At 39.4% G+C, this 14,325-nt stretch carries 9 protein-coding genes; 4 read left to right on the plus strand and 5 right to left on the minus strand.

What is annotated here, in order from left to right; genetic code table 11:
- Positions 1-204 precede the first annotated feature (204 nt).
- Positions 205-660 carry a hypothetical protein gene (locus tag ACT3RM_RS13950; RefSeq protein WP_441836654.1) on the plus strand — a complete coding sequence of 152 codons (456 nt, stop codon included), beginning with the start codon at positions 205-207 and terminating at the stop codon, positions 658-660.
- Here ACT3RM_RS13950 and ACT3RM_RS13955 read toward each other — a convergent pair.
- Positions 657-1,205: a TIGR00645 family protein gene (locus ACT3RM_RS13955; RefSeq protein WP_441836653.1), complete on the minus strand. Its 549-nt coding sequence runs from the start codon at positions 1,203-1,205 to the stop codon at positions 657-659. The two genes, ACT3RM_RS13950 and ACT3RM_RS13955, sit on opposite strands and share 4 nt — an antisense overlap.
- A 208-nt stretch (positions 1,206-1,413) precedes the next feature.
- Here ACT3RM_RS13955 and ACT3RM_RS13960 point away from each other — a divergent pair, with 208 nt between their 5' ends.
- The gene (locus ACT3RM_RS13960; RefSeq protein WP_441836512.1) at positions 1,414-1,656 is read left to right on the plus strand and encodes a hypothetical protein; all 243 of its coding nucleotides are present in this window, start codon (positions 1,414-1,416) and stop codon (positions 1,654-1,656) included.
- A gap of 96 nt (positions 1,657-1,752) precedes the next feature.
- On the opposite strand, the gene topA is transcribed toward ACT3RM_RS13960, so the two are convergent.
- Positions 1,753-4,458, minus strand: a complete 2,706-nt coding sequence (gene topA, locus ACT3RM_RS13965) for a type I DNA topoisomerase (protein ID WP_441836513.1) — start codon at positions 4,456-4,458, stop codon at positions 1,753-1,755.
- 250 nt (positions 4,459-4,708) lie between these two features.
- Complete coding sequence (locus ACT3RM_RS13970; RefSeq protein WP_441995117.1) at positions 4,709-8,119, minus strand: hypothetical protein; 3,411 nt, start codon at positions 8,117-8,119, stop codon at positions 4,709-4,711.
- Positions 8,120-8,332: 213 nt separating this feature from the next.
- Between ACT3RM_RS13970 and ACT3RM_RS13975 the strand changes: the two genes are divergently transcribed.
- Positions 8,333-9,664, plus strand: coding sequence for a dicarboxylate/amino acid:cation symporter (locus tag ACT3RM_RS13975; protein WP_441995116.1), 1,332 nt, complete (start codon positions 8,333-8,335; stop codon positions 9,662-9,664).
- Positions 9,665-9,740: 76 nt separating this feature from the next.
- Here the strand turns inward: ACT3RM_RS13975 and sohB are convergent, their stop codons facing one another.
- Together sohB and ACT3RM_RS13985 are read right to left on the minus strand one after the other, a co-directional pair.
- Entirely contained in the window at positions 9,741-10,757 is a 1,017-nt protein-coding gene (sohB, locus tag ACT3RM_RS13980; protein WP_441995114.1) for a protease SohB, read from the minus strand.
- A 98-nt stretch (positions 10,758-10,855) separates the two neighbouring features.
- Positions 10,856-13,291 (minus strand): VolA/Pla-1 family phospholipase, encoded by a 2,436-nt coding sequence (locus ACT3RM_RS13985; RefSeq protein WP_441836566.1) that lies wholly within the window; start codon positions 13,289-13,291, stop codon positions 10,856-10,858.
- Between the two features lie 249 nt (positions 13,292-13,540).
- Between ACT3RM_RS13985 and ACT3RM_RS13990 the strand changes: the two genes are divergently transcribed.
- Positions 13,541-14,284, plus strand: coding sequence for a YciK family oxidoreductase (locus tag ACT3RM_RS13990; protein WP_441836565.1), 744 nt, complete (start codon positions 13,541-13,543; stop codon positions 14,282-14,284).
- Positions 14,285-14,325: the final 41 nt, after the last annotated feature.

Here is a 14,325-nt window from a genome sequence, read left to right on the forward strand (position 1 = left end):
TAGATATAAGTTATGTATTGATTTATTTATAATTATGGGTGTGTTGGATAAACTCACCCTGCATCGATAAAATTACAAATAAACAACCCTTACATAACATTAAACCAGCTTATTTTATCAAAATTTAAAATTGTTCAAATAATAGCTAGACAAAAGGATTGCTTTGTATAAAAATCGCGCTCTTAATTTTTAAAGGCGTGTTTAATGGAATTTATAAACCAATATGGTCAAGTAAATATAAAACAACAAAGTAATATTATAATTTGCTCATTTAGCGGTAGTTTAAATGAACGTTTAGTTGATTCATACACTGCTGGTTTATGCTCTTTAATTAAAAACTTTCACGGTAAACCTTGGAGCTATATTTGTAACGCCAAAATGGTAATTGCCGCAACACCACAAGCAGAAAAAAAGCTGGTCATGATGACTGAATTGGCTAGAGCAAACAACTGTATTGCCAGTGCTTTCATATTTGCCTCAAATTTAGCAATTAACCAAATGCAACGCGTGTTAGATAAAGCAAGTAGCGGCCAAAACATCACTGACATTTTGTTTTCTGACTTACCTACCGCAATAGATTATGTTTCTCAGGCATTAAATGCTAACCAGCAATCTAATAAAATACTTGAAAACACCAATAACACTTATCAAGCACTTTAGTGACTTTGTGTTTTACTGTTAATAAAGTCTGTCAATGCAAACAACACGCCTGATACTACAAATGTGATGTGGATCAGCATCTTCCATAAAAGCTCATCACTAGTATGACTATTTGAACTAATAAACACCTTGAGTAACTCAACCGCTGAAATGGCGACAATGGCACTGATCAACTTCATTTTTAAACCAGAAAAACCAACCTTTCCCATCCATGCAGGTCTATCTTCATGGTTCTCAATATTAAGTTTAGAAACAAAGTTTTCATAACCACTAAATATAATAATCAATAACAACCCAGCGAGTAGTGCGGTATCGACTAGAGTTAATATTTTTACTAATAGCTGTTCATTGGTCGAGGTAAAGGTCGTTAGCGCCATACTGTAAAGGTACTTACAAAATTTTAAGAGTAAGATCACAATAGCGACAAGTAAGCCAATAAAAAATGGTGCAAGTAACCAGCGCGCTTTAAAAATACAGCTCTCAACAACCTGCTCGAGCTTTGATGGTGTACGCGGTGTGGTGGTAAAAACTTTATTTTTAGACATAATCAAACCTTAATAAATATTCTACCGCTAAGATAACACTTTAAATGCGTTGCACCCGCATTTAATGGAAATTTTTATTTATCTTTACGATAAAAATTTTTCGTTATCTTTTATTTCAAATTCGTTTATAAATCACCATACCAACAGCATAAAGGCTGTTTTGGTTAACCCTAGTTTTTAATAGTTATAAACTTTTAGGAATAAAAAAATGAACAAAGCATTGCTAACACTTATTGCAGCTCCATTATTTGCGCTAACTGCAACGTATGCAATCGCAGACGAAGCAAAAGAAGCTTCGGCTGAAACTATCCAAGAATATACAGAAATGTGTTTAGATTGGGCTAAAGACGACGACATTAGCAACGATGATTTAAAACCGTATGTTTTAAAATGCGTTAATGATGAGCTTGAGTCTGAAGGTTACAAAAAAGTAGACAACGTAAAAATCTAATTTCGAATGTGCCATTGCGAGGCAAGTTAGATTAAAAAACCGGAGTGACACAACGATGTGCACTCCGGTTTTTAGTTTTAGTCAACTTGTGCTAATTTATTCAGCCGGTTTTTTCGACTTAGTCTCAGCTTTTTTAGCGGGGGCTTTTTTAGCAGTGGCTTTCTTTTTAGGGGTGGCTTTTTTCTTCGCCTCTTCAGCCCATTTTCCTGCATGATAATGTGCAGTCCAACCAGTTGCTTTGCCTTCTACCTCAGTCATCACATACTGTTCTTTATTTTTACGGCTGTAACGTACCACGGCTAAGTTGCCATCTGGATCTTTTACAGGTGCATCTGCAAGGTAGTAAAACTTAGGTGAAATACGGTCTCTAAAGCGTTGTAACTCCTCTACTTTAGGTGCGCGCGTTTCCCGTGATTTAGGAAATGTATTTGCCGCTAAGAAAATACCTGCGGCGCCATCACGCAATACAAAGTATGCGTCTGACTTTTCACACTCAAGTTCAGGTAATTGCACTGGATCTTCTTTTGGTGGCGCAGCTTCGCCGCTTCTAAGTAGCTTACGGGTATTTTTACACTCATCGCTACTACAACCAAAATATTTACCAAAACGGCCTGACTTTAGCTGCATGTCTTCACCGCATTTATCACATTCGATAATAGGCCCGTCATACCCTTTTATTTTGAAGGTACCCTGCTCAACTACGTGACCTTTACAGCCGGGGTTATTACCACAGACATGCAATTTACGCGTTTCATCAATGAGGTATGAATCCATCGCCGTTTCGCAAATTGGACAACGCTTCATTTGCATTAAGGTTTCTGTTTCAACATCTTCCACATCGGCGGCAACTGCTTCATCGCCAGATACCAAGTTCATCGTTGTTGTACAACGTTCTTTTGGTGGTAAGTTATAACCTGTACAACCTAAGAATACCCCAGTCGAGGCCGTACGAATGCCCATCTTACGACCACAGGTTGGGCAATCAATATCGGTTTCAACCATCTGGTTCAAACGCATTCCACCATCAGCTTCTTCACCAGCTGCTTTAGTTAGCTTTTCTGAAAACCCAGCATAAAACTTATCAAGCACTTGAGTCCAAACGCGTTGCCCTTCAGCAATGTCATCTAAACGGCCTTCCATTTTTGCAGTAAAATCAAAGTTCATTAGATCATCAAAATTCTCAACTAAACGGTCGGTAACGATTTCGCCCATTTTCTCAGCGAAGAAACGACGGCTTTCTACTCGTACGTAACCACGGTCTTGAATAGTTGAAATAATTGACGCGTATGTCGATGGACGACCAATACCACGTTTTTCTAATTCTTTAACTAAACTCGCTTCACTAAAGCGCGCTGGCGGCTTAGTGAAGTGCTGCTTAGGATCAAGCTCAACCAAGGTAAGTATTTCACCTTCTTTAACCGCTGGCAGTGATTGGTCTTCTTCATTTTTCTTACGAACTGACGGCTGTACTTTAGTCCAACCATCAAAGCGCAATACACGCCCTTTTGCTTTTAAATGATAGTCGCTGGCAGCTACTGTAAGCGTAGTTAAGTCATATTCTGCTGCTACCATCTGACAAGCCACAAATTGACGCCAGATTAGCTCATAGAGCTTCTTAGCATCAGGGTCTACCCCTTCTAGGTGTCCAGATAACACAGTTACACTCGATGGACGAATCGCCTCATGCGCTTCTTGCGCATTGCCCTTTGAACTATAGTTAACCGGCTCTTTAGGTAAATATTTATTGCCAAACTGCTCAGTGACATAATCACGACACATCGATACAGCGTCTTTTGACAAGTTTGTTGAGTCAGTACGCATATACGTTATGTAACCCGCTTCGTATAACCGCTGTGCTAGCATCATGGTCTTTTTAACGCCATAGCCTAAGCGCGTACTTGCCGATTGTTGCATAGTCGACGTTATAAATGGTGCACTTGGACGACTTTTACTCGGCTTCTCTTCAACGCTAACAACTTTATACTCAGCACTTTCAAGGGTTGAAACCGCAGCCATCGCTTGAGATTCATTGACCGGTTTAAAGGCTTTATCGTTATATTTAGTGACTTCAAGGCGCAAATCAGATTCAGAATTTTTAACATCTGCATGAATATCCCAAAACTCTTCTGGAATAAATGCTTTAATTTCTCGCTCACGCTCAACCAGTAAGCGAACGGCTACAGACTGTACACGTCCTGCTGATAAACCACGCGCAACTTTAGCCCACAATAGAGGAGACACCATAAAGCCGACCACACGGTCTAAAAATCGGCGTGCTTGTTGGGCATATACCATATCGGTATTAAGTTCACCCGGTGTTTTAAAAGCCGCTTGAATCGCGTTTTTAGTGATTTCGTTAAAAACCACACGTTTGTATTTTTGTGGATCACCACCAATAATTTGTTCGAGGTGCCATGCAATGGCTTCCCCTTCTCTGTCCAAATCCGTTGCAAGATAGATTTGGTCAGCGTTTTCAGCTAATTTTTTTAGCTCTTGAACTACTTTTTCTTTACCTGGCAGAATTTCGTAATGCGGCTCCCAACCCTTTTCAGGATCTATACCCATACGCGTAACTAAGTTAGTATAATCTCGCTGTTTTTTATAAGCAGCTTTATCTTCAGGCGCCATTTTACGGACTTCGGCAGGTGTTTTAGTCGCCGCACTTTTACTTTTGCCAGAGCCTGAGGTAGGAAGATCACGTACATGTCCAACACTGGACTTAACAATGAAGTCTTTTCCTAAATATTTATTAATTGTTTTAGCCTTAGCAGGAGACTCTACAATTACTAGCGATTTACCCATAGTTGCCTATTTCTAACCAAATATTTTAAATGTGTTTAGCCCTTTTTGGGCGCGAATATTTATAGGTATATCTACAAACACCTATTGTTACAAGCTTTTAATACAAACTTTTTAGCTTTTATTGATTAATTGAACAATTTCTGTCGTTAAATTAATCAATAAGCCTGTTTTATTCATTTTGTGGTGGAATATATAGAATAGATACAAAAATGCCAACCTTGAGGTTGGCATTTAATTAAAATATTAATTATCAACCATCATCATTAATCGTTAAAGAAGCCACCGTTTGCACACCTTTGGGTGTATCAAATGTGACTGTTAATAAACCCGTTGATGCATCATTCGGATCTGTTTCACGGCTAATTGTAAAGCTTTCAGAAGCAGCCGTTGTTCGACTAGTTTCAAGCATGTTAAAACTATCGCGGCCATCATACTTACCATTAGTTGTGGCAATTGAAACAGAAGTTCCTTCAGGGATTGGGTTGTTGTACCTATCAGAGTAATAAGTACTTAAACGCAGACTTTCCAGTGCATTAACACCACCCGTACTTAGATCAACCAAACTTACATCACAAAAATTATCATCACTAGAAAGCTCTATGCGTAGAACAGTCGTAGCATCATCAGCTTTGTCACCATCTTTTTTGTGTTCTGTGTAAATATTCTTGCAATTTTCTATATTTGACTTCAAACCTTCTGCATTGTCAGTTTTAACTTCATCACCTGTTGCAGCTAATTGTGTAGCATATTCACTGTTAAGATCTTCCTTTGATACAACAAAACGACTATAAACTGTGCTACCTGATAATATAATTTGAAATGACTCTCTGATATCAACTAGATCTTTCTCACATAAACTTGCAAACGTTGCATCAGCTGGCGGGTTTGTTGCCTGCTCAGTACACAATAAGCCATTATATTTTCCATCTGCTAAAGTGTGCATTTCATTTAAATCAATATCGAAGCTTTCTTCAAAGTGGCCACCATTTGTATTTACAGGGCTACATGGGTCACCTGTATCACCTTCGCGGCAAAAGTCAGCTTCTTTAGTAATTTGAGCGGTTACGGGATCATAAATTGCGGCTAACCCGTCATACTTGCCATTTTCATTATGATCAACATAGGCCTCAGTTAAATCATAACCACTAAAATACTCATTTGTATCAAAACGTCCGTTACCATTAATATCTATGAACGACTCTTGTCCTTTTGCTGTAGCCAGTACCGTAATACGACCACCTAAAGGTACTCCATCTGTATTTTCCGCCGCATTGTTAATACCATTTATACAAGGTGCGGCAACACCAAAATATGAGTCACAGTTTATCTGGTTAGTCCTAGGATTAGTAGAATCTATGCGATTATTCCACATGCTATCGGTAAATGGTTTTGGATTTTGATTTCGCCACTGCGCATTACACTGGCCATCAATAGTGCGGCACTCTAATTGTGGGTCAAATGCACTGCCGTTTAACGTACCAATTGCTCCGCCTTCAGTGGTTAAATATACAGCAGTACCATCTGGCACAGGGTTATTAAAATGATCGGCTAAATAAACTGATACCTCGTTAATATCACCGATAGAATCAAGCCCTTCAATATTGATAGTTTCAGCGCCTGCGGTAAAGCTATTACCATCAGGCAAACCAGAGCTAATTGACACGAGATCCGATACCGTAATAACTTGTTCATCAAGTGCTAGTAACGATAACTCACCTGCAGGACAAGCAACATTTTCATCGCGCTCTTCGGCTGACTTTTGACATTCAGCATAAACATTTTGCCAACAAGTTACGTTATCATTTTGATTTTCGGGAATTTGATCGTCAGGAACAAAGCATGCTTGCACCCTAACAGCCATTGGAATGTAGCCTGCGATTACTTGCACGCGCGCAAGTCCATCACCGTCTGTAACTACACTTGGGTGTGATAAACTAATTGCACCGTTAGTTGAGCTTAAACGAAAATCTATACGACTACTTTTAACATCTTGACCTATTTTATCTTTAAGCTTAAAAGTAATTTCAGAAATATCATCGCGTGCCTGTCCACCAGTGCCCTTTAATGCGATAACTGACTCTGTGGCATCAATAAATTCTATCGATTCAATAGGTGCTGTTGAAACAGGAATGTTTATTGATTTAACAATTGGTGCACCACCAGTTAATACTGTTGCTGTTACGGTATCGCCTTGAGCCGCACTACAACCATTTGTACGATAAGTCGTCGTCGCTATACCACTAATACTGGTGGCTGTTTGATCCATGACGGATAAACCGGCTTGTACACAACCTGATGTAAATTCAACATCTAAAGGCGAAACAACCGAATTACCTTCTGTATCAAATATTTCAATTGTTATGACTGTCGTAGCACCTGCTGCAAGTGGTAAGTATTCATCCTCAATAGGATTACCACTTGCATCTAATTTATTAAATAAGCCATTACTAATATCAATGTTTAGTTCTGCTGTGGAAATTTCAAATGCTTTTTGGCTCGAAGCCGATTTAGAAGCCGCCGTTATTTCACCCGCCCCGCTATTCGCACCGGGTTGTAATTTTAATAGTGCAAAACCAAAGTTATCTGTTAATGCTTTGCCTGAGTCAGGTAAAAGTCGCCCAAGATCTGTGGAAACTTCACTGATAATCCCAGAAAAACCATCTCCTGAGCTATTATCGGTCACTTTAACAAGCACATCTATCAATTCATCTGATGAGAACTGATTTACAATTTCACAACCAGATGAAGCTAATGATTGTTCTAGGGATGTATTATTCCTATTTGCATCCCAACCATCTGTACAATCTTTTAATAGTTTAATGTCGATATTAGCGAGCGCAGTTTCAACAGAAGCATCATCACCACTTGAAATAAAACCCGCTATTTTAGTAATAGTTTCACCACTTTCTGCTTGGTAACTGGCAATAACTTGGCCTGCGCCTTTTAAGTCACCGCTGCTTAAAGTCACGCTCGCTAAACCATTTTCATTTGTTAACGCCGTACCAAGTTCTGGGATGATTTTGCCAGTAAAATTAGTATTAAAGCTAATTAGTTGCTCGCTCAGTGGCTCACCATCATCTTTTAGTGTTGCAATTACTTGACCTTTATTATCTTTACTTACCGGATTTGTTTCAGTAAATCTTTGATTATTTTGGTCTACAACACTTAGCTCAAGGGTAATACTACCAATAATCCCTGCATTACCCCCTTGCCCACCTGATGATGTAAAAGCAAAGCGTTCGGTAACATTGATGTCACCGTCACCGCCCACAAAGGTCGCAGTTATTTCGCCAGCACCGGCTTGTACTCCTGCTGAAAGCTCAACAGTCGCAATCCCTTCGCTATTAGTAAGAGCAGAATTTACATTTACAGCGCCGATATCATCAGCCAAAGTAAAAGTAATTCTTTGCCCATCAACTGGTTCATCATTTTTTAATAGAGTGACTTTAATATCTATCGGATCAATCTCGGTTACTGCATTACTAGTTTCGTCGCTTTCTTTTACATAACCTTGAGCAGATAGAGTATAAATAGGTTCATCAATAGTACCGTCATCTCCACCATCAAGTGAGCCACCCTCTTTTTCAAGTGAACCACCGCCGCCGCATGCCGCGAGAAAAAAACTAAATAACACAATATTGAGCCAGCGCATTAAAGGCATTGACCTCTCCCTGTAATTTTATTGTTTAATAACATATGTAAACCTTAACCTTATATTAACCTATAACCAATACTAAAATCATATTTTTTGGCGCACCATCGTATTATTTCGATGTTTTTTAACGAGATAAATTAAAAAATTTATCGATTTTTTGTGTATAAAAATCTGCATGCTGTTAGGCTATGACAAATTTATAAAAAATAGATTATTAGTATGTCAAAAATCCGTTCAATGAGTTTAACCACTCGGATCATGATTGGTATGATTCTAGGTGTTGCCGTGGGCTTTTTATTTCAAGCTATCGTAATAGGTGAAGAAAAGTTCATCATTCCTCCCGGGTTATTATCTATACCTATTAAGAGCTTTCTAGTTGATGGCTTATTTCATATCGGTGGGCAAATATTTATTGCCAGTTTGAAAATGCTAGTTGTGCCGTTAGTATTTGTGTCACTTGTTTCTGGTACCTGCAGTTTAAGTGACCCTAAAAAATTAGGGAGTTTAGGTGGGAAATCGATTGGCCTATACCTAATTACAACTGGGGTTGCGATCACCGTAGCGATGACTTTAGCTATACTAATTAGCCCTGGTGATGGCGTTGAGCTTCCAACCAATGCTAGTTTCGACGCAAAAGAAGCGCCGACTTTAGCCCAAGTTATTATTAATATGTTCCCCACTAACCCTATTGATGCAATGGCAAGTGGCAATATGCTACAAGTAATTGTTTTTTCGCTCTTGTTTGGTATTGCAATGGCATTAAGTGGGAAAGCAGGTAATCGAGTAGCAGCCGTTTTTGAAGATCTTAACACGATTATTTTAAAGCTAGTTACACTACTAATGAACGTGGCACCGTATGGTGTTTTTTGTTTAATGGCAAAATTATTCACCACCATACAAGTTGAGTTAATACTAAGCTTAGCAAAATACTTTGCTGTTGTTGTTGCCGCGCTAGCTATTCATGCCTTTGTAAATTACAGCATTTTATTAAAACTATTTACTGGCTTAAACCCTGTTATCTTTTTAAAGAAAATGAAGCACACCTGCTTATTTGGATTTAGTACATCAAGTTCAAGTGCGACAATGCCAATTACACTTGAAACGGCAACCAAAAAGTTAGGTGTAAATAACTCAGTTGCATCATTTACGATTCCTTTAGGTGCAACAATCAATATGGACGGCACCGCAATTATGCAAGGTGTGGCGACGGTCTTCATTGCACAAGTGTATAATGTCGACTTGGCTTTGTCAGATTACCTAATGGTTGTTCTCACTGCGACACTTGCTTCTGTTGGGACTGCGGGTGTACCTGGTGTTGGCTTAATAATGCTGGCCATGGTGCTAAACCAAGTTGGCTTACCTGTTGAAGGGATTTCAATTATCATCGGTGTCGATAGACTACTAGATATGATCCGAACCGCAGTTAACGTGACAGGTGATTGTATGGTTACCTGTGTAGTCGCAAAGTCAGAAGGTCAGCTTGATGAGCAAATCTTTAACGATCCTGACGCGGCAAAAGACTTAGAAGATTATCACAAATCAACTGAGTAATAGTTGCTAAATAATATTAATAAAAAACCCGCGTAAATCGCGGGTTTTTTATAAACTCGTAATTAAAACTGTTTAATTACGGTTGTAAGGATTTAAAACGTGATATTAAATTTACACCAGCGCGGTTTAAACCTGAGCTCATACCAAGTGCAAATTTATCACTCAAGCCCTTTTTAATTTTATAATGAACTTTATATATTTGACGCTCATTACGGCTTGCTAATAATGCGTCATCGCTGGTTTGAATGCTATCAACTAACCCTTTTTCAATAGCTTGTGTAGCAAACCAGTGCTCCCCTGTAGCAACACTATTTATATCTAAAGTCGGTCTTTGGGTACTAACAAAGGTTTTAAATAGATCATGCGTTTGTTCAATTTCATCACGAAATTTTTCACGAGCCTTCTCTGAATTTTCACCGAACAGAGTTAGCGTTCGCTTAAATTCACCTGCTGTTATTTGTTCAAAATCAACATCATTCTTTTTAAGAACTTTATTAAAGTTAGGGATTTGTGCAATTACACCAATCGAGCCTACAATTGCAAACGGGGCAGCAATAATCTTATCTGCAACACAGGCCATCATGTAACCGCCGCTCGCAGCTACTTTATCTATAGCTACCGTTAGATTAATTCCAGCATCTTTTAAACGCTGTAATTGCGATGCAGCCAACCCATACCCATGCACAACACCACCACCACTTTCTAGGCGCACGAGTACTTCGTCTTGCTCTTTATTAGCAATGAGTAAGATAGCGGTTATTTCTTCACGTAAACTATCCACTTCATGTGCATCCATGCTACCGGTAAAATCAATTACATAGAGCTTAGACTTAGGTGTTTTATCATCCTCTTTTTTGGCTAATTGCTTTTGCTGTTTTTGGTGCGTTTTCAACTCTTTTTTAGATAAGGTATTTTCAAGAAAATCATCTTTAAGTGAGGTTAATTGCGCCGATAAGTCGTCTATTTCAATTTCACCTTTCTTTGCTTTTGGTTTAACAGCAGTGCCAACAATAAGCGCAACAATAACTGCAAATGCGGCTACAAAGGTAATAGTTTTGGCAAAAAATAAGCCATAGTCGTAGATAAATTCCAACGGTTTGCTCCTAAATAAATTTGCCACAATTTAACATGCTTTCAAACAAAAAAAAGCCACTTTGCAGTGGCTTTTCGGTTATTGGTGGAAATTATTGTTTAATCAGTCACAATGTCTGCATTAGTAATAACTAACATTTTCCCGCGACTCGCTAAATAAGTCGCTATTTGTAACTGCATTTCAGTATTTGCTGCGGCGCTGCCTTCAATGGTTGAGCTTTTGCCTTCATCTTGTGCCGGCGTTAATAGTGAACCATGATGGCCCTTAGTGAATTTCACTAAATAGTTCATACCATCAATTGTTGGACCTTGAGATTCACTTACTGTTGTTGTTCCCATTAAGTTTGCCAATGGTAGCGTACCTGAGATTGGATTATTCATGGTTGCAGGTGGGATGACTTGATCAGCTTTGTTATTTTCACCATCCCCTACTACTGCACTCATGTAAACAGGTGTGCCTAGTGCATTAACCGTGCTTGCATAGTTAGTGGGATCGCCGCCATCAAGTGCGGTTTGCGCTGCAAAAGCAAACTGCGTCATTACACTTTGGATATTGGTAAGTTTTTGCGTTTCGCCCGCCATTGTGAGTGAGGCTGTAAACTCATTATAAGCACATGTAACATATGCTTGCTGATTTTCACTAAACTGGCCACAGTTAGATACTGCACCACCACTTAAGTAGGCATTAAACTCATCAGACTCAGACGTTTCTGCAGCTGATAAAACTGAACCCTGTACAAATGGGCCAAACGTAGCTGACTCAAGCAAGAAGCTTGCAATACCGCCACCACCATTAGCAAGCGCTGCTATATTAACATTAAATAGTGCATCTATTTGTGGATCAAGCGCAGTATTAGTGGTTGCTAGAAATGCAGGAGCAACAATAGCGCCTAGTGAATGACCAACATATGTTACATCTTGCGTATTTAAGCTGGTATCGTTAGTAAAATTTAAACCAAAGCGTAATCCTAATAAGTCAGCTGCTGATTGGCGTAAATTATCACGCGCAACTAATAACGACTGCAAGTTCATATAAGCAAGTACCGAACCGGTTGAAGCATTGAAGTCATCGGTTCCATCTGCATCAACATCTATGCCGCGTTGACCATGCACTGGGTGGTCAATTGCAACTGTAGCAAAACCTTGGATAGATAGGCTTGCTGTTAAGCTCAGCATATCTTCTTTTTTAGAGGTGATACCGTGTTGTAAAATAACCACCGGCCAACCCGTATCTGGCATAGTAATTTCTGCTAATCCAAGCTCTGTGCGTACACCATTAATAACCGGTAAAATTGGCTTAGTAAGCTGCACTGGAATATTAGCAATACTTTGTGTTTTTGGGATTCTATTATATTTAGTTAAATGCTTTGTGCTATCTAGGCCTAAATCACGTTGTTGACCGTCACTAAGAGCTGCACAGGTAGCATCATTAGCACTTATTGGATCTTCTGGGAAAGCATCTCCCGCTTGCGCTTTATAACCAAGTACAGCTACTGCACTGTCGCACATACCTTGCCAGTATGTTGCAGCTAAATCTGATATATCTTTTCCTGTAGGGGTAGATAAGTACATTGGTAGCATAATACTGCCTTCTTCGTACTGCACCCCAGCAAACGCAGGAGAAAGTCCAGTAACCCCTTTAGAAGCAAATACTTGCTCTACGGTAAGTATAGGTTGCTCTGGTACTTGCATTGATGGGGTTTGAATGCTGTCTTGGGTTAAGCTTGCAGCTAATAATTGCTTGATAGTACCAAGCGTAGCCCCAGCTGATTGAATAGTCATCGCCCCGGAAAAGATAATATCGTCCTTAGTGATATCGCCCAAACTTGTCACTACATTTTCGTAACTATTAATAACTGCTTGCAGTGATTTTTGTTCATCAGTGATCAATGGTGTTTCTGCACTAACCGAACCATAAGTAGCAGAAGGCTCAATAGAACGTCCTTGAGAATCCATTAAGCTTGTAGTTAACACATTAATATATGAACTACCGGCTTTAAATGGTTTGAGCGGAATTACCGCTACAGCATCGCCGCTAGCTTTAGTTATAAAATCAACACCAAAGGTAAGTTCACTTAAACCTTTACAAGCGATACCTGCAGGTACAATTGAGCAGTCAGCATCAGTTAAACTTGCGCCCATTACCACTTCAAAAATGCGCACGGCACCGGGTGTACCTGCGGACGTTTCATCAAGCGTTATATTCGGCGGGAAAACTAAATCGATAGCATAAGGAGCTTGTGAGGACCAGCCATCAAGAGCACCTAATGCAAACTGTGGATCTGCATATTCTGCACGAGTAATAGACTCACCAGTTTCTTCGTCAAGCTCACCTGGAATATTCAGTGTGCCATCTTTAGTGCCTTGCATCAGTAAATCATTAGGGACAGATAATATCCCTTGTGCTGGGTCAAACTTAACTGTTGCAGCCGGTATTACTGGTGTAGAATCTTCTTTGACATCTTCTAAGGTTTCACCGCCGCCGCAACCAGTAAGGCCTGCTGTAACTGCAAGTGAGAGTAGCATTTTTTTCATATTGATTGCTCCGCACAGAATCTTCTTTTTATTGTGTGTTGATGACGAATTAAGATTAAAAATATCATAATCTATTAATTTCACGGCTCAAAAACCGGTTAATTTTATGTAACCAGAATATTAATGAGACATTAGACCAGTTAAATTTAACGTAAAGTTTTCATTTTCGCCACCTTATTTCGCAATAAATTCGATAACTTGACGTTTTGCTATGTTAAAATCCAAAAAATTGTTTAAATTGGTATTTTTATGAACACTTATCAAGCAACAGAAAATGCACTTAACGATAAAGTTATTTTGATCACCGGAGCCGGTGATGGGATTGGTCGCGTTGCGGCGCTAACCTATGCAGAACATGGCGCTACGGTTATTTTATTGGGAAGAACCACGAGTAAACTAGAAGCCGTTTATGACGAAATCATTGCATTAGGCGGCCCAAAACCCGCCATTGTCCCCATGGATTTAAAAGGCGCGACAAAACAAAATTACCGTGATTTAGGCGCAACTATAGAACAGCAATTTGGTAAGCTTGACGGCTTATTAAATAATGCAGGTATATTAGGTTCACTCGGCCCACTTGAACACTTTTGTGCCTCGACCTTTGATAACATCATGAAAGTGAATGTTACTGCACAAGCAATGATCACCAAATATTTATTCCCAGCACTGCGTAAATCGCCTAATGCGTCAATTATTTTTACTTCATCCGGTGTGGGCCGTAAAGGCCGTGAATTTTGGGGCGCTTATGCAATATCAAAATTTGCCGTAGAGGGCATGATGCAAACGTGGGCATGTGAAGTGGGTAAAACCAATATTCGTGTTAACTGTATTAATCCAGGCGCAACACGTACCGCAATGCGTGCAAGTGCATACCCAGGTGAAGATAGAGATAAACTAGCCACACCTGAAGATTTAATGGCTACCTATTTATACCTAATGAGTGATGACTCCGTTGATGTAAATGGTCAATCTCTCGACGCACAAACAAAGTAACTTTTTCGTCTATAAAAATACAAAAAAAGCCGCTAACGTTG

Origin of the sequence: Pseudoalteromonas sp. AOP7-A1-14, from assembly GCF_052376275.1 — a bacterium.
Classification (GTDB): domain Bacteria; phylum Pseudomonadota; class Gammaproteobacteria; order Enterobacterales; family Alteromonadaceae; genus Pseudoalteromonas.

What these genes read in the sequence shown, in the direction of transcription:
- ACT3RM_RS13950 (WP_441836654.1), top strand. Translation starts at nt 205, where the DNA reads ATGGAATTTATAAACCAATATGGTCAAGTAAATATAAAACAACAAAGT.
- ACT3RM_RS13955 (WP_441836653.1), bottom strand. Translation starts at nt 1,205, where the DNA reads ATGTCTAAAAATAAAGTTTTTACCACCACACCGCGTACACCATCAAAG.
- ACT3RM_RS13960 (WP_441836512.1), top strand. Translation starts at nt 1,414, where the DNA reads ATGAACAAAGCATTGCTAACACTTATTGCAGCTCCATTATTTGCGCTA.
- topA (WP_441836513.1), bottom strand. Translation starts at nt 4,458, where the DNA reads ATGGGTAAATCGCTAGTAATTGTAGAGTCTCCTGCTAAGGCTAAAACA.
- ACT3RM_RS13970 (WP_441995117.1), bottom strand. Translation starts at nt 8,119, where the DNA reads ATGCCTTTAATGCGCTGGCTCAATATTGTGTTATTTAGTTTTTTTCTC.
- ACT3RM_RS13975 (WP_441995116.1), top strand. Translation starts at nt 8,333, where the DNA reads ATGTCAAAAATCCGTTCAATGAGTTTAACCACTCGGATCATGATTGGT.
- ACT3RM_RS13985 (WP_441836566.1), bottom strand. Translation starts at nt 13,291, where the DNA reads ATGAAAAAAATGCTACTCTCACTTGCAGTTACAGCAGGCCTTACTGGT.
- ACT3RM_RS13990 (WP_441836565.1), top strand. Translation starts at nt 13,541, where the DNA reads ATGAACACTTATCAAGCAACAGAAAATGCACTTAACGATAAAGTTATT.